Raw genomic sequence first — 22545 nt, forward strand, 5'->3', positions numbered from 1 at the left:
TTATGACGAAACCCACTCCTAACCTTGCTAAGTTGATTGCAACGGATCTTATCAGCGTTGGTCGCTGGCCATTACTGTTGTTGCTATTGATCGTGGCATCGGCAATGGGAGTGGTATTTGCTACCCACCATGCGCGTCAAGCGATCACCGAAAAAGATCACACTTTGGTTGAACGAGAGCGTTTAGATAGCGAATGGCGCAACCTGATGTTGGAAGAAACGGCCCTCGCGGAACACAGTCGTGTTCAAGACCTTGCCAAAAAAGAACTTGAAATGAAACGACCTGATGGCGATAAAGAAGTGGTTGTCACGCTCAAATGATTAGAAAGAAAACCAACACGAAACCAAGCAACAAGCGTAAACCTGTCGCGAAAGAAAAAAACGCTTCGGGGGATACGAAAACCGAGAAGAAAGCAGTGAAAGTGGCGGTTGAAGAATCCTTTCTGATTCGTTGGCGCTTCCATCTATTACTTTTTTTTGTCTTTTGTGCATTTGCACTTTTGGTGGCGCGCGTAGCCTATATTCAAATCATTGAACCGGATAACCTGATTAAACAAGGTGACCTACGCTCGGTTCGTGTGAAATCCATTCCTTCTGCACGCGGTATTATTTCGGACCGAAATGGTGAGCCGCTCGCTGTCAGTGTGCCTGTTGAGGCCGTTTGGGCGGATCCCGCGACGATATTTAAAGAAAATGCCTTAAGCCAGACCAAGAGTTGGTATGCACTAGCGGATGTTCTTGGTGTTGACCGACAAGGGTTGATAGACAAGATCAAGCACAATGAAAAGCGCCGCTTTATTTACTTACAGCGCCAAGTGAGTCCGGCCATGGCGAACTATATTCGTGAGCTAAAGCTGCCTGGTGTGGGTCTTAAATCAGAATCTCGTCGTTACTATCCTGCCGGTGAGGTTAGTGCTCACTTAGTTGGGGTGACGGGGATTGATGGGCATGGTCTAGAGGGTGTTGAGCGTAGCTACGATGAGTGGCTTACTGGCGCCGCAGGTAAGAAAACCATTCGTAAAGACCGTTATGGTCGCGTCGTAGAAAACATTGCGTGGCAAGACAAGCAAGAAGGTAAGTCACTCCAGTTGACAATCGACCAGCGCCTACAGGCGATTGCTTATCGTGCGATTAAACAAGCCGTAGCGGACCATCGCGCCACGTCAGGCTCCGTTGTTATGTTGGACGTGAAAACCGGCGCCGTATTGGCCATGGTGAATGCGCCTTCCTACAACCCTAACAATCGTAGCGACTGGCAAAGCTATAAAATGCGTAACCGAGTGATCACGGACTCGATGGAGCCAGGCTCTACCATTAAGCCTTTCGTTATTTTAGCCGCCTTAGAAAATGGGGTAGCCGATAAAGATACCATCGTAGATACCGGTAATGGTGTACTTCGTTTAGGTGGTAGCCGAGTAAGAGATGTATCCCGCGTGGGTAAAGCGAGCTTGACCACGATCCTCAAAAAATCGAGTAACATCGGTGTGACGAAGCTGGCAATGCAAATGCCAGTAGAGGCGCTGCTCGGTCTGTACAGCTCTGTGGGCTTTGGTGAGCTTTCTGGTCTGAACCTCGTTGGGGAAGTGACTGGTATCTTCCCGACACGAACACGATGGTCTCCTATTGAACGTGCCACGATTGCGTTTGGTTATGGTCTATCGATAACGCCAATCCAGTTAGCGCATGCCTATGCGACGCTTGGAAATCTCGGCAAATACGAGCCAATCCATATTATCGAAAGCAATGATCATGACATGTCGCGCCAAGTAGTGAGTGCAAAGTACGCACGCCAGGTCTTGGACATGCTGGAAACCGTAACCCAAAAAGGAGGCTCGGCTCGTAGAGCGGCAGTTCCTGGTTATCGAGTGGGAGCCAAAACGGGTACCTCACGTAAAGCGTCTGCAGGTGGATACAGCGATGAGTACATCACTTATACGGCAGGGCTTGCTCCGGTTAGCGATCCGCGAATTGCATTGGTTGTGATCGTAAATGAGCCTCAAGGTGATGACTATTATGGTGGTTCGGTAGCGTCTCCTGTCTTCTCTGAAATCATGAAAGGCGCGCTACAAATACTCAATGTTGCACCAGACGAAAACAAATTCCAGCAGTAAGCCGAGTGGCTTACTGAGCAAACAAAATTAAGAAAACCTGAGCTAAAGCTCGGAGAACAAATATGACTAAAGCCATCAGTATGGACGTGCTGCTTTCCCCTTGGGTGGATTGCCCTAGCTTATCGTCCGTTCTTGTTTCTGAATTGGAGCTCGACAGCCGAAGAGTTCAACCTGGAACCACGTTTGTCGCGGTGATTGGCCATGTTGTGGATGGGCGTAACTTCATTGCTTCTGCCATTGAGCAAGGCGCCAATGCGGTTCTAGCGCAAGCCTGTGATGTAAAAGCACACGGCACGGTGGAAATCATCGATGACGTTCCCGTTATTTACCTCGATACGTTGGATCAACGTTTATCTGCAATTGCTGGAAAGCTCTATGCTTACCCAGATATGGATTTGATTGGTGTCACCGGCACCAACGGAAAAACCACCATTACTCAGCTAATTGCACAATGGCTAGAGCTACTTGGCCACAAAGCGGCAGTGATGGGCACGACGGGAAATGGTTTTCTCGACAATTTACAGCAAGCCGCGAATACAACAGGGAATGCTGTAGAAATTCAGAAAACGCTCTCTTCTCTCGAAAATCAACAAGCCGCATACACCGCACTAGAAGTCTCTTCTCATGGCTTAACGCAAGGCCGTGTCAAGGCGTTGTCGTTTGCGGCGGGTGTGTTTACTAATCTAAGTCGTGATCACCTAGATTATCATGGCACGATGGAAGAGTACGCCAATGCAAAGCTGGGGTTGTTTACACAACATCAATGTGAACGTGCCATTATCAATATCGATGATGAAGTCGGTCATGCATGGGCGTCGCAGTTAAGCAATGCGATTGCGGTGTCACTCAAACCGAACACTGAATTTGAAAGCGCAATTTGGGCGACAGATGTCCGTTACGCGGAGTCGGGGATTACTATCCAATTTGATGGTAAATTTGGCTCAGGTCAATTGCACGCGCCACTGATTGGTGAGTTTAACGCAACCAACATAATGCTCGCTTTTGCGACCTTATTAAGCTTGGGTAAGGATAAACAAGCGTTACTCGAAACCGCAGGTCAGTTGCAACCTGTACTCGGCCGAATGGAGTTATTCCAGACAGAGGACCGTGCCAAAGTCGTGGTCGATTATGCCCATACTCCTGATGCACTAGAAAAAGCGCTGCAAGCTTTACGAGTTCATTGTGAAGGCCAGCTATGGGCTATTTTTGGCTGCGGTGGCGATCGCGATGCAGGTAAGCGCCCAATGATGGCGGAAATTGCAGAGCGTCTAGGCGACAGAGTGGTGTTGACTGACGATAACCCACGCAGCGAAGAGCCGGCTAAGATTGTAAAAGACATGTTAGCTGGGCTGTCAAAACCTGCCGAAGCGATTGTGCAGCATGACCGCTTCAAAGCACTGTCTTATGCCATTGAGAATGCTTCGCCAAACGACATTATCTTGTTAGCTGGGAAGGGCCATGAAGATTATCAGATTCGGAATGGCGAAACGATTCATTACTCCGACCGCGAATCCGCTATGCAACTTTTAGGATTGTCCTTATGATCAAAGTAACGTTATCTCAAATTGCCAACATCACCCGCGGTGAGCTATTCGGCGATGATCTACTTATCGACGCGGTTTCTACTGATACACGAGCGATTGACAACGGTGCTTTATTTGTTGCGCTGGTGGGTGAGCGCTTTGATGCGCACAACTTTTGCCAGCAAGCGGTGGATGCAGGCGCTGGTGCTTTACTCGTACAAAAACGTCTAGATGTGAATGTGCCACAAGTCGTGGTGTCGGACACCAAAATGGCACTGGGTGAGTTAGCCTCTTGGGTGCATCAAACTTGCCAAACACCTACCGTTGCCATCACAGGCAGTTGTGGTAAAACGACCGTCAAAGAAATGGTCGCGAGCATTCTGCAATTGAAAGGCAAAGTGCTGTTTACTGCAGGTAACTTCAATAATGATATTGGTGTTCCGTTGACGTTATTGCGCTCACAGCAGGATGACGATTATGCCGTGATTGAGCTTGGTGCTAATCATATCGGTGAAATTGCTTACACAACGCAGTTAGTAAAACCTGATATCGCGTTAGTGAATAATGTAGCCGCCGCGCACCTTGAAGGCTTTGGTTCTATTGATGGCGTGAAACAAGCCAAAGGTGAAATTTACCAAGGTCTTGCTGCAGGTAGTATTGCGATTGTCAATTTAGACAGCAATGGCGAAACAAAGTGGGAAAGCGTGCTGGCGGATAAGGAAGTTATCACCTTCTCACAAAGTAATTCTGCGGCTGATTACTATGCATCAAATATCGTGATGAATGCCGCGGGAGAGGCCAGCTTTAACCTACATATCGCAGCAAGCTCACAAGAAATTGAACTGTCTCTGGGTATTATAGGTCAACACAACGTGGCGAATGCAATCGCTGCTTCTATTATTGCGTTACAAATGGGTGCCACATTAGAAGAGGTTCGCGCTGGCCTTAAACATTTAAACAAAGTGAAAGGTCGCGTCGAGGTTGAAGCGCTGAGCGAAAAAATCAAATTGATTGATGACAGCTACAACGCAAGCGTGCCAGCCATGAAAGCGGCGGTTGACTTATTAGCTGCTTTCCCAGGTCAGCGCTGGCTGATTTTAGGTAATATGGCGGAATTGGGCGAGGAAAGTCTTGCACTTCATCGTCAAGTCGGGGAACATGCTGCCCCACAAAAATTTGAACATGTTCTCACATATGGTGCAGACGCCAAGGTGATCAGTGAGCTTTGCCAAGGCATTCATTTTGAGACGCACCAAGAGATGATTGAATACATCAAGCAGCATCTAGACCAAGCCGTTCCTGAAAACCATACGATTTTGGTGAAAGGAGCGAACGGTGCACGTATGTTTGAAGTCGCTGCTGCTTTGAAGGAGTATTATTAATGATTATTTGGCTTGCCGAGCTGCTACAGCCATACCTGTCTTTTTTCCGATTGTTTGAATACTTGTCTTTTCGAGCAATTCTAAGCGTATTAACCGCTCTGGGTCTGTCATTATGGATGGGACCAATCATGATCAAGCGTTTGCAAATGCTGCAAATTGGTCAGGTAGTACGTAACGAAGGTCCTGAATCTCACTTTAGTAAGCGTGGTACTCCAACGATGGGCGGTATCATGATCTTAGCGGCCATCTCAATCACAATCTTGCTTTGGACTGACTTATCCAACCCATATGTATGGGCGGTATTGACGGTCTTGCTTGGCTACGGTGCAGTCGGATTTGTTGATGATTATCGTAAAGTGGTGCGCAAAAATACCGATGGTTTGATCGCGCGTTGGAAGTACTTCTGGCAATCGTTGATCGCGTTTGTCGTGGCTTTTGCATTGTACGCTTACGGTAAAGACACTGCAGCCACTCAGCTCGTGGTGCCATTCTTTAAAGACATTATGCCGCAACTTGGTTTGATGTACATTATCCTGACTTACTTTGTGATTGTCGGTACGAGTAACGCGGTTAACCTGACCGATGGTCTAGACGGTTTGGCAATCATGCCAACGGTTCTTGTTGCTGCAGGCTTCGCGGTTATTGCATGGGCGACGGGTAACGTTAACTTCTCTGAATACCTTCATATTCCATACCTACCACATGCTTCTGAGTTGGTTGTCGTATGTACAGCAATCGTCGGTGCAGGCCTTGGTTTCTTGTGGTTTAACACGTATCCAGCACAAGTGTTCATGGGTGATGTTGGCTCACTAGCGCTTGGCGGTGCATTAGGCACCATTGCTGTTCTCGTTCGCCAAGAGTTGGTGTTGGTGATCATGGGCGGTGTATTTGTGATGGAAACGCTGTCGGTAATTCTACAGGTGGGTTCATACAAACTGCGTGGTCAGCGGATATTCCGTATGGCACCGATTCACCACCACTACGAATTGAAAGGTTGGCCAGAACCGCGCGTAATCGTGCGCTTCTGGATTATTTCTATGGTTCTTGTTCTGATTGGTCTTGCGACATTGAAAGTGCGTTAATCGCACTTTCCAAGAACAAGATTTACAGTGTGATCAAATATGGAACGTTGGCAAAACATACATAGTGTTGTCGTCGTAGGGCTCGGTATTACCGGGCTCTCTGTCGTTAAACACCTAAGAAAAAATCAGCCACAGCTTGTGGTCAAAGTCATTGATACTCGCGTAAACCCTCCGGGTGCAGAGCGCTTGCCGGAAGATGTTCAACTGCATAGTGGTGGTTGGAATACAGACTGGCTTTCTGACGCGGATCTTATCGTGACCAACCCTGGTATTGCGCTAGCGACACCAGAGATCCAAGCCGTATTAGCAAAAGGCACGACAGTAGTTGGTGATATTGAGTTATTCGCCTGGGCGGTGCAGAAACCAGTGATTGCGATTACGGGCTCAAACGGTAAGAGCACTGTCACCGATCTCACAGGCGTGATGGCCAAGGCCGCGGGTTTGGATGTTGGCGTTGGTGGCAATATCGGCATTCCTGCCTTGGATTTACTAGAACATGACGCAGACCTATATGTGCTTGAACTCTCAAGCTTCCAGTTGGAAACAACGTCAAGCTTAAAGCTCAAAGCCGCTGCGTTTCTGAATCTTTCTGAAGATCATATGGACCGTTATCAAGGCATGTCTGACTATCGACAAGCCAAGTTGCGTATTTTTGATCATGCTGATCTCGCGGTAGTGAACCGTGATGATAAAGAAACCTTCCCAGATGCAGAGGTGCCATTGGTGACATTTGGCAGCGACAATCAGGACTTTGGTCTCGAGGTGGATGGCAACCGTACTTGGCTGCTCGATCACGGTCAACGAGTCGTCGCAAGTGATGAGCTTAAGTTGGTTGGTAAACACAACTTATCCAATGCATTGGTCGTTTTAGCGCTCTTAAAGGCTGCGGGCGTTGATTATCACAACGCATTGAATGCACTTAAAAATTACACGGGACTGACACACCGATGCCAGGTGGTTGCGGATAATCAAGGCGTAAAATGGGTGAATGACTCTAAAGCAACTAATATAGCCAGCACTATGGCTGCGCTATCTGGTTTGGAGTCGACAGGTAAGCTCTACTTGCTCGTTGGTGGTGTTGGCAAAGGTGCTGACTTCTCGCCATTAAAACCGATCTTCGCGACGCTTAACTTGCAACTGTGCTGCTTTGGCGCTGATGGCGATGACTTTATGCCACTGCATGAATCTGCAATACGTTTCGACACCATGGAAGATGTGATTCAACAAGTATCTTCGCAGTTAAAACCAGGCGATATGGTGATGCTGTCTCCAGCATGTGCTAGCTTTGATCAATTCGACAACTTTATGGCAAGGGGCGATGCCTTCGCTGCTCTTGCTCAGAAATATGCATAATTAAAGGTTACACACTTCGTGGGTTTAGGTAACGTTAAACGCAGTATTGGCAATTGGCTCAAGCATCCAGCCCCAGAGGCGATGTTTGATCGTCAGCTAGTGTGGATTGCACTGGGTTTGATGTTGACGGGGTTGGTGATGGTAACCTCTGCATCATTTCCAATCAGCTCACGATTAACCGAACAGCCGTTTCACTTTATGTTTCGTCACGCGACGTTTCTTGTGCTGGCGCTAGGGACATCCGCTGTTATTTTGCAAGTGCCTTTGCAAGAGTGGTTTAAGAAAAGCCACTACTTACTTTGGGCTTCTTTCGCACTGTTAATCATCGTGCTCTTGGCGGGTAAGTCGGTCAATGGTGCGTCTCGTTGGATACCTCTTGGACTGTTTAACCTTCAGCCAGCAGAGGTCGCGAAGCTATCACTGTTTATCTTCATGTCTGGTTACTTAGTTCGAAAGCAAGACGAAGTACGACAAACCTTCTTTGGTGGCTTTATGAAGCCAATCATGGTGTTTGCTTTCTTCGCAGTATTACTGCTTGGTCAGCCAGACTTGGGTACGGTCGTCGTGATGCTAGTAACACTGTTTGGCATGCTTTTTATCGCGGGTGCAAAACTAACCCAGTTTCTCGCCTTGATGGTGGCAGGTATCGGTGCTGTCGTTGGTTTGATTCTCGTCGAGCCATACCGTATGCGACGTGTCACCTCTTTCCTTGACCCGTGGGAAGACCCATTTGGCAGTGGCTATCAGTTGACTCAGTCTTTGATGGCGTTTGGTCGTGGTGAATGGTTCGGTCAAGGTCTCGGTAATTCAATTCAAAAACTGGAATATCTACCGGAAGCACATACCGACTTTGTGTTTGCCGTACTTGCTGAAGAGCTTGGTTTCGTGGGCGTAGTGTTGGTCTTAATGCTGATTTTTAGCTTGGTGCTAAAAGCGGTTTACATCGGCAAGCGTGCATTTGAAGAAGGCGAAATGTTCGGTGGTTATCTGGCTTTCGGAATTGGTATTTGGTTTGCGTTTCAAACCTTGGTTAATGTTGGAGCTGCCGCCGGTATTGTTCCAACTAAAGGTTTAACACTCCCACTCATCAGTTATGGTGGTTCCAGTCTAATAATTATGTCCGTCGCAGTGTCCATATTACTGCGTATCGATTACGAATGCCGCTTGAAACGCGAGCAACAACAATCAGAACAACAAGCTAATGAAACAAAATAAACGTTTGATGGTGATGGCTGGTGGTACTGGCGGTCACGTATTCCCAGGTTTGGCGGTAGCAAAACAGCTTCAAGAGCAAGGCTGGGAGATCCGTTGGTTAGGTACGGCGGATCGAATGGAAGCGGATTTGGTGCCAAAACATGGCATTGAAATCGATTTTATCAAAGTGAAAGGGTTACGAGGTCAAGGCGTAAAGCGTCTGCTTGCAGCTCCATTTCAAATTATTAATGCCATCATGCAAGCTCGGGCGCACATGAAGCATTGGAAGCCCGATGCCGTGTTAGGTATGGGTGGTTATGTGAGTGGTCCCGGTGGTATTGCGGCTTGGTTGAGCGGTATTCCTGTTGTTCTGCACGAACAAAACGCGGTTGCGGGTTTGACAAACCAATGGCTATCAAAAATTGCTAAGAAAGTCTTTCAGGCCTTTCCTGGCGCGTTCCCTAATGCTGAGGTAGTCGGTAACCCAGTTCGTGAAGACCTAACAAGATTAGAAGCGCCTGCAGAGCGAATGCAAGATCGCCAAGGCCCAATTCGTATTCTGGTGATGGGCGGTAGCCAAGGTGCACGCATTCTTAACCAAACTCTGCCAGAAGTGATGGCAAAGTTGGGCGGTGATTACTGTATTCGTCATCAAGCGGGCAAAGGTTCCGCCGAAGAAGTGAACGCCGCATACCAAGCTAATGGTGTGGTAAATGCAGAAGTCACAGAGTTCATTGACGACGTAGCAGAGGCTTATGCATGGGCTGACCTTTTAGTTTGTCGTTCAGGGGCGTTAACCGTTTCTGAAGTTTCTGCTGCTGGCGTTGGTGCGATCTTTATTCCTTTTATGCATAAAGATCGCCAACAAGCACTGAATGCCGATCATCTAGTAGAATGCGGCGCAGCGAAAATGATTGAACAACCAGATTTAACCGTTGAGTCTTTGACTCAGCAGATCCAACAATTGGATCGCCAAGCTTTACTTACGATGGCTGAGCAAGCGCGTGGCGCTGCTAAATTGAATGCCGACCGAGTTGTCGCACAAGCCATTGTCGCTTTGACCGAAAAGCGTTAACGAATTATTGAGAATAGAATTGATGACAATCCAACATACACAAGACTTAGCTCAGATTTGCGCCATGGTGCCAGAGATGCGCCGCGTGAAATCCATCCACTTCATCGGTATTGGTGGTGCGGGCATGAGCGGCATTGCAGAAGTGCTGTTGAATGAAGGCTATCAAATCACGGGTTCTGACCTATCAGAAAACCCTGTGACAGAGCGTTTAGTATCAAAAGGTGCGACGGTATTTATCGGGCACCAAGCTAGCAATGTTGAAAAAGCCAGTGTGGTTGTGGTTTCAACCGCTATCAACGAAGAAAACCCAGAAGTGATAGCTGCGCGGGAGTTACGTATCCCTATTGTACGTCGTGCTGAGATGCTCGCTGAGTTGATGCGCTTCCGTCATGGTATTGCCGTTGCGGGCACGCACGGTAAAACGACGACGACGGCACTCGTGACACAAATCTATTCTGAAGCAGGCCTTGATCCAACGTTTGTAAACGGCGGCTTGGTGAAAAGCGCTGGTACAAATGCTCGTTTAGGCTCGAGTCGTATTCTAATTGCCGAGGCGGATGAGAGCGACGCGTCATTCCTGCACCTGCAACCAATGGTAAGTATTGTCACCAATATCGAAGCCGATCATATGGATACTTATGGTGGTGACTTTGAAACGTTAAAGCAAACCTTCATTGATTTTCTACACAATCTACCGTTCTACGGCCAAGCTATTGTTTGTATTGATGATCCTGTGGTTCGAGAGTTAATCCCACGTATTAGTCGTCAAGTGATTACTTACGGCTTCTCCGCAGATGCTGACGTACGCATTGAAAACTATCGTCAAGAAGGTCAGCAAGGCAAATTTACGGTAGTACGTAAAGGGCGTGCCAACCTAGATATCACTCTGAACATTCCAGGTCGTCACAATGCACTTAATGCGTCGGCTGCGATTGCAGTGGCTACTGAAGATGACATTGAAGACGATGCAATTCTAAAAGCAATGGCCGGTACGCAAGGCACGGGACGACGTTTTGATCACCTTGGCGAGTTTGATACTGGTAATGGTCATGCCATGTTAGTGGATGATTACGGACACCACCCAACAGAAGTTGATGTGACCATTAATGCTGCGCGAAGCGGTTGGCAAGATAAACGTCTCGTTATGATTTTCCAACCACACCGTTATAGCCGTACTCGTGATCTGTACGATGACTTTGCGAATGTGCTAGAGCAAGTTGATGTATTAATCATGTTGGATGTTTATGCCGCAGGTGAAAAGCCAATTGCAGGAGCTGATGGGCGTTCATTGTGTCGCACAATTCGCAGCCGAGGTAAGGTAGATCCGATTTTTGTTCCAGAAATCGAGCAATTACCTTCAGTTTTAGCTAACGTTATACAAGACGGCGACCTAATCTTAACGCAAGGTGCGGGTGATGTTGGTAAAGTGGCGAAACAACTGGCAGGTCTTGAATTAAATATAAACAAGATGCTTGGTTAACACAGATTGTTGGCGCGAAGGACAGATAAAGACTCAGATCTCGATTTTGCGTCAATATCATTGTGATTTATTGCTATCAGTGTTTGATAGTTTACAAGAGCTCAGTATAATCCCAAGGTTAAAGTCAAGACTTTTACCTCTGCGTAATTATGTGGGTAAAAAGTACACGACAAAAGTCAGGAAACGAAGACGTTGTTGAATATTGCACTGAATGACGAGCGACCAAACACGGATAATAACCGTGGTCGCCAAGAGAAAATCTTGGGTGCGTTATTTTTCGTTGTGGTTGTGACCTTAATTAGTTCTGTTTTGTACTCGGCGATCAGTTGGATGTGGGATGACCAAAGGTTACCTCTCTCCAAAATAGTACTTCAGGGAAAACTGGAGTATGTCCAAGCTGACGATGTGCAGGCTGCATTTAGTAGAATAGATCACATCGGTACATTTATGTCTCAGGATATTGATGTATTACAGCAAAGTGTCGAAGCTCTGCCATGGGTGGCGCATGCCGCAATCCGAAAGCAGTGGCCGGATACAGTAAAAGTTTTTTTGACAGAGCATCAACCTGAAGCCATTTGGAATGGCAACGAACTGTTAGATAAAAATGGGTTTGTTTTTGATGGCGATGTGGCTCTGTTACAAGAAGAAAAAGTGAAACTGTACGGACCCAAAGACAGCGGGCCAGAAGTCTTACAGACTTACCGTGATTTGAGTCCTAAGTTTCAGCAATTGGGTTTAGCGATATCGTCTCTGGTATTAAACGAGCGACGAGCTTGGCAAATCATCCTTGATAACGGTATTCGATTAGAGCTCGGTAAAGAGTCTCTTCTTGAGCGTATAGAGCGATTTTTTAAGCTCTATAACAAGCTTGGCAGTGACACGCAAAGAATCAGTTATATCGATCTTAGGTACGATACAGGAGCCGCAGTTGGTTGGTTTCCTGAACAAGAGTTAGAAGAGAGTACAGATGACTAAGGCCGCTGATGACAACATTATTGTTGGTCTTGATATAGGCACTGCAACCGTATCGGCTCTAGTGGGTGAGGTTCTACCAGACGGTCAAATTAATATTATTGGCGCAGGTAGTAGCCCTTCACGTGGCATGGATAAAGGTGGCGTGAATGACTTGGAGTCGGTTGTAAAATCAGTACAACGTGCAATTGATCAAGCTGAATTGATGGCCGAGTGCCAGATCAGCCGAGTCTTCATTTCGTTGTCTGGTAAGCATATCGCAAGCCGAATTGAAAAAGGTATGGGCACGATTTCAGATGAAGAAGTGTCTCAAGAAGACATGGATCGCGCTATCCATACCGCAAAATCGATTAAAATCGGTGATGAACAGCGAATCCTTCATGTGATTCCGCAAGAGTTCACCATTGATTACCAAGAGGGAATCAAAAATCCGCTTGGTTTATCTGGGGTAAGAATGGAAGTAAGTGTCCACCTTATCTCATGCCATAATGACATGGCACGCAATATTATTAAGGCGGTAGAACGATGCGGCCTTAAAGTAGAGCAACTCGTATTTTCTGGGCTTGCTGCAAGTAATGCAGTAATCACCGAGGATGAAAGAGAGCTTGGAGTTTGTGTGGTGGATATTGGCGCCGGCACGATGGATGTGGCCATCTGGACTGGCGGTGCGTTACGTCACACAGAAGTATTTTCGTACGCAGGAAATGCTGTAACCAGCGATATTGCTTTTGCTTTTGGTACGCCAGTGAGCGATGCTGAAGAAATAAAAGTCAAATATGGCTGTGCTTTGAGTGAACTGGTCAGTAAGGATGACACGGTTAATGTACCAAGCGTAGGTGGGCGACCATCACGTAGTCTGCAACGTCAAACGTTGTCAGAAGTGATTGAGCCACGCTACTCTGAGCTTATGGGACTGGTTAACCAAACTATTGACTCTGTACAAGCGAAATTGCGCGAAGAGGGTATAAAGCACCATCTAGCTGCGGGAGTTGTACTCACCGGCGGTGCTGCGCAAATGGACGGAGTGATAGAATGTGCGGAACGCGTATTCCGCAATCAAGTAAGGGTCGGCAAACCGCTCGAAGTCAGCGGATTAACTGACTATGTAAAAGAGCCGTACCATTCTACGGCAGTTGGATTACTTCATTACGCAAGAGACATGCAGTCTAGCGACGATAGCGATTATAATGAACCTAAACGCTCATCTGTTACTGGCTTTTTCGATAAATTGCGTAACTGGATACAAAAAGAGTTTTAACCTGAGTTGCAGGATAAACGGAGACAACACATGTTTGAACCGATGATGGAAATGTCTGACGATGCAGTAATCAAGGTCGTTGGGGTTGGTGGCGGCGGTGGTAACGCCGTTGAACACATGGTGCGTGAATCCATCGAAGGTGTGGAATTCATCAGCGTCAACACTGATGCGCAAGCACTTCGTAAGACAAGCGTTGGCAATGTTATTCAGATCGGTGGCGATATCACCAAAGGTCTGGGTGCAGGTGCTAATCCACAGGTTGGCCGTGACGCAGCTCTCGAAGACAGAGATAGAATTAAAGATTCCCTAACTGGCGCCGATATGGTGTTTATCGCAGCTGGTATGGGTGGCGGTACAGGTACTGGTGCAGCACCTGTTATTGCTGAAGTAGCTAAAGAGCTTGGCATTCTAACTGTCGCGGTAGTGACAAAACCGTTCAGCTTTGAAGGCAAAAAGCGTTTGGCGTTCGCTGAGCAAGGTATCGATGAGCTGTCTAAGCACGTTGACTCTTTGATTACGATTCCAAACGAAAAGCTGCTTAAAGTACTTGGCCGTGGTGTCACGCTACTAGAAGCTTTTGCAAGTGCGAACGACGTTCTTAAGAACGCAGTTCAAGGCATTGCAGAGCTAATTACTCGCCCTGGCATGATCAACGTCGACTTTGCGGACGTAAGAACAGTAATGTCTGAAATGGGTCACGCGATGATGGGCAGCGGTATTGCTAAAGGCGAAGATCGTGCTGAAGAAGCGGCTGAAATGGCAATTTCTAGCCCACTTCTGGAAGACATCGATCTAGCGGGCGCTCGTGGTGTTCTTGTCAATATTACTGCAGGTCTGGATATGCGTCTTGACGAGTTTGAGACGGTTGGTAATACAGTGAAAGCATTTGCTTCTGACAATGCAACTGTTGTTATCGGTACTTCTCTAGACCCAGATATGACGGACGAAATCCGCGTAACAGTTGTAGCGACAGGTATTGGCAATGAGAAAAAACCAGATATCACGCTAGTTGCGGGTGGTAAAGCGAAAGTGGCTCCGACGCCGCAGGCTCAACCACAACAGCAAGCGGCGGCAACGCAAGCTGAAGAGAAACCGGCACAAACCTTGCAAAATAATCAAGTGCAAGAGAAGCCACAGGTAACTCCTCAGCCTACAAATACAGTTTCTTCTTCTCCAGCATCGTCGAGCCAAAGCTCTGCGGCTCCGAAGCAAGAGAAGGAAAGTGGTTATTTAGATATCCCGGCATTTTTGCGTCGTCAGGCTGATTAATCTTTAATCCATAAATTTGACATGGCTCAAAATTATGGTAGCATTCACGGTCGACGTTACAGACGGCCGTGTTTTGTAGCAAATTTTTGAGAGGCAAGCAGATGATCAGACAACGTACTCTGAAAGAAATAGTGAAAACAACTGGTGTGGGCCTCCACTCTGGTCGTAAAGTCACGCTTACTCTGCGCCCGGCTGCTGCAAATACAGGTATCATTTACCGTCGTACAGATGTAAACCCACCTGTAGATTTTCCAGCTGACCCAGCTTCTGTTCGTGACACCATGCTATGTACTGCTTTGGTAAACGACGAAGGTGTGCGTATTTCAACTGTAGAGCACTTGAATGCGGCACTTGCTGGTATGGGCATCGACAACATTGTTGTCGAAGTAGACGCACCTGAAATTCCAATTATGGATGGCAGTGCTAGCCCATTTGTATACTTGCTACAACAAGCAGGTATCGAAACGCAAAATGCGCCAAAACGTTTCATCCGTATTAAAAAGCCAGTTCGTTTTGAAGATGGCGATAAATGGGCAGAGTTTGTACCATTTAACGGCTTCCGCATGGACTTCGAAATTGAATTTAATCACCCTGCTATTGAGTCAGACGAACAGCGCTTGCTGTTTGATTTCTCTTCAAAAGGCTTCGTTCGTGAAATTTCTCGTGCACGTACGTTTGGCTTTATGCGTGATATCGAATATCTACAATCTCAAAACCTAGTATTGGGTGGTAGTTTCGACAATGCTATCGTATTGGATGATTACCGTATTCTTAACGAAGAAGGTCTACGCTTTGAAAATGAGTTTGTGACTCACAAAGTGTTGGATGCGATTGGTGATCTTTACATGTGTGGTCACCCAATCATCGGTGAATTTCGCGCCTTTAAATCGGGTCACGGTTTGAACAACCAACTTCTGCGAGCAGTTCTTGCTGATCAGGAAGCGTGGGAGTGGACTACATTCGAAGAAGAAGTCGGCTCACCAGTAGCATTCGCTGAACCAAATATGGTGCTTGCGTAAATACTCGGCATTAAAATTAATAAAAACCAGGCTTATGCCTGGTTTTTTGCTATTTGGCTTTAATCTTGGGCTTATTAATAGCATTCGAGCTTTTCAGCATATTGAAATAACGATCACTTACGGTCTTTCTTTTCTGCCATATCGGCCAATCGCTTTAAACGCTCTTGAATTTTAGGCGGTGCCATGTCGGCAATCGTCATCAATGACTTTGCTGCAGATTTTGTTAATGGTGGACGTTTAGGTCTGTCGTCTTGTTCGAAACGATTTCTGTATAATGATGGATTGATCCTCACTTCAACGCTCATCAGTTTGGCAAAGCCTTGAGTACGAAGTTTATTTAGGATCATGAGGCGATCGTAATCGATCTTCATTTTGATCGCGGCACTAGAAACATCGATCAATAGGTGGCTGTTACGAACATTCGCCACCCGGCAATGATCGGCTGTCCCTGTGGGTAAGATCTCTTGCAAAGCTTGGTTAAGCTGTAAGATTTCTCCAGCATGTTCTTGAATCTGCTTGAACTGTGATTCAGCAATAACATCTTCAGTCGAGGTTGGACGGTGATCACGCATAGGTAAAATCTAATTTTGTTGAGATATCAGCTATTCTAGAGCAGCTTTCTATCAAGGTATAGTTTACATTAACGTCTTTCGCTTCAGTTTTACAATGTAGCAAGGTAAAAAGCAAAGTCTGCTCTGAATAGATTACACATATTGTGGTATGCAATATCGTCTAATCAGTCACCACTTTAAGTAAAAACTTCAGAGTGCTTCAAACAAATACGTCTATTTATGGTTGTATCGATGAAAAATCCTTACACTAAGCCACATTGTTTCGAAACTTAGCCTTGAAATATGGATGTTTGAACTCAATATCTTTGATAAATGATTTATCTCAGTATTCTTAGTTCCAAACTGGCAGAGACTGAAGGCATTATGAGTAGATCGGGAACGGTCTGATTAAAGAGAGATTCACGAAAAATGATAACTAAGCTACTGACAAAAGTGATTGGCAGTCGCAACGACCGAACACTGCGCCGCCTTAGAAAAATTGTAAAAGAAATTAATAACTACGAGCCAACATTCGAAGCTCTAAGTGATGAAGAGTTAAAAGCAAAGACGGTTGAGTTCCGTGAGCGCCTAGAGAAAGGTGAAACTCTTGATAAACTACTTCCTGAAGCTTTTGCTACGGTTCGTGAAGCATCTAAGCGTGTCTACGGCATGCGTCACTTCGACGTTCAGCTTATCGGTGGTATGGTTCTAAATGCGGGTCAAATTGCGGAGATGCGTACAGGTGAAGGTAAAACGCTGACTGCAACGCTTCCTGCTTACTTAAATGCTCTTGCTGGTAAAGGCGTTCACATCGTAACAGTGAACGATTATCTAGCTAAACGTGATGCTGAGACGAACCGCCCTCTATTTGAATTTTTAGGTATGACCGTTGGCGTAAACGTGCCAAACATGCCTCCTCAAGAGAAAAAAGAAGCGTACCAAGCTGACATTCTATACGGAACCAACAATGAATTTGGTTTTGACTACCTTCGTGACAATATGGCTTTCCGTAGCGAAGACCGTGTACAGCGTGATCGCTTCTTTGCTGTTGTCGATGAGGTGGACTCAATCCTAATTGATGAAGCTCGTACTCCTTTGATCATTTCTGGTCCTGCTGAAGATAGCTCTGAGCTATACACTCGAATCAACCTTTTGATCCCGCATCTGAAAAAGCAAGATAAAGAAGACTCTGAAGAATACCGTGGTGATGGTCACTACACTGTTGATGAAAAATCAAAGCAAGTATACCTAACAGAAACAGGTCAAGAATACGTTGAAGAACTGTTGGTGAAAAACGGTCTGATGGAGGAAGGTGATACACTTTACTCTCCGGCTAACATCAGCATGTTGCATCACGTGAATGCTGCTTTGCGTGCTCATGTGTTATTCGAGCGTAACGTTGATTACATTGTTACTGATGAAGGTGAAGTGGTCATCGTTGATGAACACACTGGTCGTACAATGCCAGGTCGTCGTTGGTCTGAAGGTCTTCACCAAGCAGTAGAAGCGAAAGAAGGCGTTAAGATCCAAAACGAAAACCAAACTTTGGCTTCTATTACCTTCCAGAACTACTTCCGTTTATACGAAAAACTGTCAGGTATGACAGGTACAGCGGATACTGAAGCGTTCGAATTCCAGTCTATCTATGGTTTGGAAACGGTGGTTATCCCAACCAACAAGCCGATGATTCGTAACGATATGCCAGATGTGGTTTACCGTACTGAAGCAGAGAAGTTTGCGGCAATCATTGAAGATATTAAAGAGCGTGTTGCCAAAGGGCAGCCAACGCTTGTTGGTACTGTGTCGATTGAAAAGTCAGAACTTCTTTCTAACGCATTGAAGAAGGCTAAGATCAAACACAACGTATTGAACGCGAAATTCCATGAGAAAGAAGCGGAAATTGTTGCTGAAGCGGGCATGCCTGGTGCGGTAACTATCGCGACCAACATGGCCGGTCGTGGTACGGACATTGTGCTTGGCGGTAGCTGGCAATCAAAAGTTGAAGCTTTAGAGAACCCAACTCAAGAGCAAATCGATGCGATTAAAGCAGAGTGGAAAGTGGTGCATGACCAAGTGCTAGAAGCTGGTGGTCTACATATCATCGGTACTGAGCGCCACGAATCTCGCCGTATTGATAACCAGCTACGTGGTCGTTCCGGTCGTCAAGGTGATGCGGGTTCATCGCGCTTCTACCTATCTATGGAAGACTCTTTGCTACGTATTTTCACTTCTGATCGTATGGCGAGCCTTATTCAAAGTGGTATGGAAGAAGGTGAAGCTATTGAATCGAAAATGCTTTCTCGCTCAATTGAAAAAGCACAGCGCAAAGTGGAAGGTCGGAACTTTGATATCCGTAAGCAGCTGCTTGAATACGATGATGTAGCGAACGATCAACGTAAGGTTGTCTACGAACTGCGTGACGAGTTAATGAACGTTGAAGACATCAGCGGCATGATCGAGCAAAACCGTGAAGATGTGCTAACAGCGGTTATTGATGAGTACATTCCACCACAGTCACTAGAAGATATGTGGGATGTTGAAGGTCTACAAGAGCGCTTGAAAGCGGACTTCGATCTTGATGCGCCAGTGAAGCAATGGCTTGAAGAAGACGACAAGCTTTACGAAGAAGCATTACGTGAAAAGATCATCAACCTAGCCGTTGAAGTGTACAAAGAGAAAGAGGAAGTGGTGGGTGCACAAGTGCTTCGCAACTTCGAAAAATCGGTCATGCTTCAGACTCTGGATACGCTTTGGAAAGAGCATTTGGCTGCGATGGATCACTTGCGTCAAGGTATCCATTTACGCGGTTACGCACAGAAGAACCCAAAACAAGAATACAAACGTGAGTCGTTTGAACTGTTTGAGGGTCTACTAGAAGCGCTGAAAACAGACGTTATTACTGTTCTATCTCGTGTTCGCGTTCAGCAACAAGAAGAAGTTGAACGTATGGAAGAACAGCGTCGTGCGCAAGCTGAAGAAGCCGCTCGTCGTGCGCAAGCGCAACACGCTGCAGCACAAAATCCGCTTTCTGAAGGCGAAGAATCTGAAGAAGGTTCAAATCAACCAATGGTACGTGATGAACGTAAAGTAGGTCGTAATGAACCTTGCCCTTGTGGCAGTGGCAAGAAGTACAAACAGTGCCACGGCAAAATCGACTAATCTGTTAGTCGGATTATTTATCAAAGAGTCGCTTAGGCGACTCTTTTTTTAAATAAATTCTTTGGCTATCAAATTCCATAAGTTTGATAGGTCAGAAAGTTTTTGAGATGTAGAAGCTCGTTGTCACAATAGTAAAGTACAACGGTCTTGAGAGTTAGGAATCCCCATGAAAAGAATTCACATAGTCGCGGCAATTATTTTTAACCAAGACAAATCAAAGATCTTTATTACAAAGCGTCCTGATGATAAGCACAAAGGCGGGTTTTGGGAGTTTCCGGGTGGCAAAGTCGAGCCGGGAGAAAGCATTGAGCTTGCTATTACAAGAGAACTCGAAGAAGAAGTAGGAATTGAAGTTATTGAGCAAGCCCCTTTTGAACATTTGGAATACGACTATCCAGACAAATCACTCAAGTTTGATTTTATTACAGTATCTCAATTCAGTAATGAGCCTTACGGTCGAGAAGGTCAAGAAGGATGCTGGGTTGAAATCAGCGAATTGGGCGACTACACCTTTCCTGAAGCGAACGTACCTATCTTGGAGCGTGTTGTAAAAGAGTTTGCTTAAGCTCGATGAACTTGCTTGTGGTAACCACGGTATGTTGTTAGTTTAAACAGATTAAGCGAAACGAGAGAACGAGAGCAAACCTCGTTATCCAGAGAAGGAGAGAAAGCGCAATGGTTCGTATTGCAATCGCAGGAGCAGCTGGCCGAATGGGCCGCAATTTGGTTAAAGCTTCACACCTTAATCCTGAAGCGACAGTGAGCGCGGGATCAGAACGACCTGAGTCTTCACTTGTCGGCGTCGATATCGGTGAGCTTTGTGGTGAAGGTAAATTCGATGTGCTCTTAACGGATGATCTTGCTAAAGACGTCGATAATTTTGATGTAATCATCGATTTCACCGCTCCAGTAAGCACATTAGCGAATCTCGAGTTGTGTAAGAAATACGGTAAGAGCATTGTGATTGGGACGACTGGCTTCAGCGATGCAGAGCGTGATCTTATCGATGAAGCAGCCAAGCAAGTGCCTGTTGTGATGGCGCCAAATTATTCTGTAGGCGTAAACCTTGTCTTTAAGCTTCTTGAGAAAGCGGCCAAAGTGATGGGGGATTACTGTGATATCGAGATTGTTGAAGCACACCATCGCCATAAAGTTGATGCCCCCTCTGGTACCGCTATCGGAATGGGAGAAGCTATTGCTGGTGCGATGGGTAATAAGCTGAATGATGTAGCTGTCTATGCCCGAGAAGGCATTACTGGTGAAAGAACAAAAGATGAGATCGGCTTTGCTACGATTCGCGCTGGCGATATCGTCGGTGAGCATACGGCTATGTTTGCTGATATCGGGGAGCGAGTGGAAATAACGCACAAAGCGACTGATCGCATGACGTTTGCTAATGGGGCCGTAAAGGCTGCCGTTTGGTTGAGTGCTAAACCTGCGGGCTTTTATACCATGACAGATGTTTTGGGATTGAATGAACTCTAAATACATAATTATTCGCCGGCGCTAGCCGGCTTTTTTATATCTATAGAATTATTTGTAAATAAAATGATTCTGATAGAGAAGATTTTAGCACTTACTTTTGTTATGTTTTTGTCTGTTTTGGCTTTGTTTTTGGGTGTAACCGTTAAAAGTGTTCCTGTTTTTGTCTTGGTGAACGTTTGCGTTAAAAACTCATAATTTTTTGTGATCCCTAAAAAGTTCAAATTTGTAAAATTCATTAAACCTCTATCCCTCCCTATGTAATAGCATTCAAAAGTTGTCTTTTTGAGCCTTACTGATTCGAAATGACCTTACTCGCTAGAAATTGATAATTTATTTTTGATTGTAGGTTGACAGGTTTCCAGTCCAACTTTAGAATACCGCCAATTTGTCTGAAATACCTATTTATGTAGATTTTATAGGTAAAGGAAGGCATGTTTGCAGTTTGATTTATTTTTTTTGCATTTTTATTCTGGAGGTTGTCTTGGGTAAATTAGCACTGTTAGTCCTAGAAGATGGGACAGTGTTCCACGGAGTGTCCATAGGGGCAGATGGTATTTCCGTTGGTGAAGTCGTTTTTAATACCTCGATGACGGGGTATCAAGAAATCCTCACTGATCCTTCCTATTCTCAGCAAATCGTCACCCTTACTTATCCTCACATTGGCAATACCGGAACCACTTCCGAAGATGAAGAATCCTCTTCCATTCATGCACAAGGCCTTGTGATTCGCGATCTTCCTCTTATCGCTTCTAACTTCCGTAATGAACAATCCCTCTCTGATTACCTTAAGTCTCAAAATATTGTTGGCATCGCTGATATTGATACGCGAAAGCTCACTCGTATCTTGCGTGAAAAAGGTGCTCAAAACGGTTGTATTGTTGCGGGTAATAACCTAGATGAAGCTTTGGCTCTAGCGAAAGCAAAAGAATTCCCAGGCTTAAAAGGAATGGACCTTGCGAAAGAAGTTACAACGAAAGAAGCGTATCAATGGAAACAAGGTTCGTGGACGCTTGAAGGTGGACTTCCAGAGGCGAAAGATGACAGCGAGCTGCCATACCACGTCGTTGCTTACGACTTCGGCGCAAAACGCAACATCCTGCGAATGTTGGTTGACCGCGGTTGCCGCTTAACGGTTGTTCCTGCTGAAACGTCAGCGGAAGAAGTGCTTGCGATGAACCCGGACGGGGTTTTCCTATCAAATGGCCCTGGTGATCCAGAACCATGTACTTACGCGATTGAAGCGACAAAAGTGTTCCTAGAAAAAGGCTTACCTATCTTCGGTATTTGTTTAGGTCACCAAATCCTTGCGTTAGCGTCAGGTGCGCAAACCGTGAAAATGAAGTTTGGTCACCATGGTGCAAACCACCCAGTAAAAGATTTAGAGCGTAACGTTGTTATGATCACTTCGCAAAACCACGGCTTTGCGGCAGATGAAGCAACGTTACCGGAAAACTTACGTGCTACTCACGTATCGTTATTTGATGGCTCTTTGCAAGGTATTCACCGCACAGACAAGCCAGCATTTAGCTTCCAAGGTCACCCAGAAGCGAGCCCAGGTCCACATGACGCGGCACCGCTATTTGACCACTTTATCGAACTAATCAAAAAACACAGCGCTTAATTCGGAGTAGTA

General features: G+C 45.9%; 19 protein-coding genes. 17 read left to right on the forward strand and 2 right to left on the reverse strand.

Features of this window, described 5'->3' with window-relative positions; all coding sequences use genetic code 11:
- Nucleotides 1-2: 2 nt before the first annotated feature.
- From ftsL to lpxC, 13 genes are all read left to right on the forward strand, one after another.
- On the forward strand, nt 3-320 hold the full coding sequence (gene ftsL, locus FKN08_RS14055) for a cell division protein FtsL (RefSeq protein ID WP_124008985.1): 318 nt from the start codon (nt 3-5) through the stop codon (nt 318-320).
- Entirely contained in the window at nt 317-2110 is a 1794-nt protein-coding gene (locus FKN08_RS14060; RefSeq protein ID WP_006743237.1) for a penicillin-binding transpeptidase domain-containing protein, read from the forward strand. Before ftsL ends, FKN08_RS14060 begins: the two co-directional genes overlap by 4 nt.
- 62 nt (nt 2111-2172) lie before the next feature.
- Nucleotides 2173-3654 carry a UDP-N-acetylmuramoyl-L-alanyl-D-glutamate--2,6-diaminopimelate ligase gene (murE, locus tag FKN08_RS14065; RefSeq protein ID WP_170892356.1) on the forward strand — a complete coding sequence of 494 codons (1482 nt, stop codon included), beginning with the start codon at nt 2173-2175 and terminating at the stop codon, nt 3652-3654.
- Complete coding sequence (murF, locus tag FKN08_RS14070) at nt 3651-5015, forward strand: UDP-N-acetylmuramoyl-tripeptide--D-alanyl-D-alanine ligase (protein ID WP_047009074.1); 1365 nt, start codon at nt 3651-3653, stop codon at nt 5013-5015. Before murE ends, murF begins: the two co-directional genes overlap by 4 nt.
- Nucleotides 5015-6097: a phospho-N-acetylmuramoyl-pentapeptide-transferase gene (gene mraY, locus FKN08_RS14075; RefSeq protein ID WP_005372931.1), complete on the forward strand. Its 1083-nt coding sequence runs from the start codon at nt 5015-5017 to the stop codon at nt 6095-6097. The genes murF and mraY overlap by 1 nt, the downstream gene beginning before the upstream one ends.
- A 39-nt stretch (nt 6098-6136) precedes the next feature.
- The gene (gene murD, locus FKN08_RS14080; protein WP_047009075.1) at nt 6137-7450 is read left to right on the forward strand and encodes a UDP-N-acetylmuramoyl-L-alanine--D-glutamate ligase; all 1314 of its coding nucleotides are present in this window, start codon (nt 6137-6139) and stop codon (nt 7448-7450) included.
- Between the two features lie 18 nt (nt 7451-7468).
- On the forward strand, nt 7469-8665 hold the full coding sequence (ftsW, locus tag FKN08_RS14085) for a cell division protein FtsW (protein ID WP_005372933.1): 1197 nt from the start codon (nt 7469-7471) through the stop codon (nt 8663-8665).
- Nucleotides 8652-9719, forward strand: coding sequence for an undecaprenyldiphospho-muramoylpentapeptide beta-N-acetylglucosaminyltransferase (gene murG, locus FKN08_RS14090; RefSeq protein WP_104974500.1), 1068 nt, complete (start codon nt 8652-8654; stop codon nt 9717-9719). The genes ftsW and murG overlap by 14 nt, the downstream gene beginning before the upstream one ends.
- Nucleotides 9720-9741: 22 nt before the next feature.
- Entirely contained in the window at nt 9742-11199 is a 1458-nt protein-coding gene (gene murC, locus FKN08_RS14095) for a UDP-N-acetylmuramate--L-alanine ligase (RefSeq protein ID WP_170892357.1), read from the forward strand.
- Nucleotides 11200-11391: 192 nt separating this feature from the next.
- Nucleotides 11392-12174: a cell division protein FtsQ/DivIB gene (locus FKN08_RS14100; RefSeq protein WP_012842151.1), complete on the forward strand. Its 783-nt coding sequence runs from the start codon at nt 11392-11394 to the stop codon at nt 12172-12174.
- Nucleotides 12167-13429 carry a cell division protein FtsA gene (gene ftsA, locus FKN08_RS14105; protein ID WP_012842150.1) on the forward strand — a complete coding sequence of 421 codons (1263 nt, stop codon included), beginning with the start codon at nt 12167-12169 and terminating at the stop codon, nt 13427-13429. Before FKN08_RS14100 ends, ftsA begins: the two co-directional genes overlap by 8 nt.
- A gap of 30 nt (nt 13430-13459) precedes the next feature.
- Nucleotides 13460-14698, forward strand: coding sequence for a cell division protein FtsZ (gene ftsZ / locus FKN08_RS14110; protein WP_012842149.1), 1239 nt, complete (start codon nt 13460-13462; stop codon nt 14696-14698).
- Between the two features lie 101 nt (nt 14699-14799).
- Nucleotides 14800-15717: a UDP-3-O-acyl-N-acetylglucosamine deacetylase gene (gene lpxC / locus FKN08_RS14115; RefSeq protein ID WP_005381871.1), complete on the forward strand. Its 918-nt coding sequence runs from the start codon at nt 14800-14802 to the stop codon at nt 15715-15717.
- Between the two features lie 113 nt (nt 15718-15830).
- On the opposite strand, the gene FKN08_RS14120 is transcribed toward lpxC, so the two are convergent.
- The gene (locus FKN08_RS14120) at nt 15831-16289 is read right to left on the reverse strand and encodes a DciA family protein (RefSeq protein ID WP_170892358.1); all 459 of its coding nucleotides are present in this window, start codon (nt 16287-16289) and stop codon (nt 15831-15833) included.
- A gap of 408 nt (nt 16290-16697) precedes the next feature.
- Between FKN08_RS14120 and secA the strand changes: the two genes are divergently transcribed.
- The 3 genes from secA to dapB all read left to right on the forward strand — a co-directional run bounded on the left by secA (nt 16698) and on the right by dapB (nt 20912).
- Nucleotides 16698-19427 (forward strand): preprotein translocase subunit SecA, encoded by a 2730-nt coding sequence (gene secA, locus FKN08_RS14125; RefSeq protein ID WP_005396435.1) that lies wholly within the window; start codon nt 16698-16700, stop codon nt 19425-19427.
- Nucleotides 19428-19593: 166 nt separating this feature from the next.
- Entirely contained in the window at nt 19594-19992 is a 399-nt protein-coding gene (gene mutT / locus FKN08_RS14130) for an 8-oxo-dGTP diphosphatase MutT (RefSeq protein WP_005396433.1), read from the forward strand.
- Nucleotides 19993-20102: 110 nt separating this feature from the next.
- Nucleotides 20103-20912: a 4-hydroxy-tetrahydrodipicolinate reductase gene (gene dapB, locus FKN08_RS14135; protein WP_006742699.1), complete on the forward strand. Its 810-nt coding sequence runs from the start codon at nt 20103-20105 to the stop codon at nt 20910-20912.
- 8 nt (nt 20913-20920) lie between these two features.
- Here the strand turns inward: dapB and FKN08_RS14140 are convergent, their stop codons facing one another.
- On the reverse strand, nt 20921-21148 hold the full coding sequence (locus tag FKN08_RS14140) for a hypothetical protein (protein ID WP_170892359.1): 228 nt from the start codon (nt 21146-21148) through the stop codon (nt 20921-20923).
- A 245-nt stretch (nt 21149-21393) separates the two neighbouring features.
- Between FKN08_RS14140 and carA the strand changes: the two genes are divergently transcribed.
- Nucleotides 21394-22533 carry a glutamine-hydrolyzing carbamoyl-phosphate synthase small subunit gene (gene carA, locus FKN08_RS14145; RefSeq protein WP_046873990.1) on the forward strand — a complete coding sequence of 380 codons (1140 nt, stop codon included), beginning with the start codon at nt 21394-21396 and terminating at the stop codon, nt 22531-22533.
- Nucleotides 22534-22545 lie beyond the last annotated feature (12 nt).

The sequence above is a fragment of the Vibrio sp. 1-2 (7-a) genome, assembly GCF_013048515.1.
GTDB lineage: Bacteria > Pseudomonadota > Gammaproteobacteria > Enterobacterales > Vibrionaceae > Vibrio > Vibrio diabolicus.

What these genes read in the sequence shown, in the direction of transcription:
- ftsL (WP_124008985.1), top strand. Translation starts at nt 3, where the DNA reads ATGACGAAACCCACTCCTAACCTTGCTAAGTTGATTGCAACGGATCTT.
- FKN08_RS14060 (WP_006743237.1), top strand. Translation starts at nt 317, where the DNA reads ATGATTAGAAAGAAAACCAACACGAAACCAAGCAACAAGCGTAAACCT.
- murE (WP_170892356.1), top strand. Translation starts at nt 2,173, where the DNA reads ATGACTAAAGCCATCAGTATGGACGTGCTGCTTTCCCCTTGGGTGGAT.
- murF (WP_047009074.1), top strand. Translation starts at nt 3,651, where the DNA reads ATGATCAAAGTAACGTTATCTCAAATTGCCAACATCACCCGCGGTGAG.
- mraY (WP_005372931.1), top strand. Translation starts at nt 5,015, where the DNA reads ATGATTATTTGGCTTGCCGAGCTGCTACAGCCATACCTGTCTTTTTTC.
- murD (WP_047009075.1), top strand. Translation starts at nt 6,137, where the DNA reads ATGGAACGTTGGCAAAACATACATAGTGTTGTCGTCGTAGGGCTCGGT.
- murG (WP_104974500.1), top strand. Translation starts at nt 8,652, where the DNA reads ATGAAACAAAATAAACGTTTGATGGTGATGGCTGGTGGTACTGGCGGT.
- murC (WP_170892357.1), top strand. Translation starts at nt 9,742, where the DNA reads ATGACAATCCAACATACACAAGACTTAGCTCAGATTTGCGCCATGGTG.
- ftsA (WP_012842150.1), top strand. Translation starts at nt 12,167, where the DNA reads ATGACTAAGGCCGCTGATGACAACATTATTGTTGGTCTTGATATAGGC.
- ftsZ (WP_012842149.1), top strand. Translation starts at nt 13,460, where the DNA reads ATGTTTGAACCGATGATGGAAATGTCTGACGATGCAGTAATCAAGGTC.
- lpxC (WP_005381871.1), top strand. Translation starts at nt 14,800, where the DNA reads ATGATCAGACAACGTACTCTGAAAGAAATAGTGAAAACAACTGGTGTG.
- FKN08_RS14120 (WP_170892358.1), bottom strand. Translation starts at nt 16,289, where the DNA reads ATGCGTGATCACCGTCCAACCTCGACTGAAGATGTTATTGCTGAATCA.
- secA (WP_005396435.1), top strand. Translation starts at nt 16,698, where the DNA reads ATGATAACTAAGCTACTGACAAAAGTGATTGGCAGTCGCAACGACCGA.
- mutT (WP_005396433.1), top strand. Translation starts at nt 19,594, where the DNA reads ATGAAAAGAATTCACATAGTCGCGGCAATTATTTTTAACCAAGACAAA.
- dapB (WP_006742699.1), top strand. Translation starts at nt 20,103, where the DNA reads ATGGTTCGTATTGCAATCGCAGGAGCAGCTGGCCGAATGGGCCGCAAT.
- FKN08_RS14140 (WP_170892359.1), bottom strand. Translation starts at nt 21,148, where the DNA reads ATGAATTTTACAAATTTGAACTTTTTAGGGATCACAAAAAATTATGAG.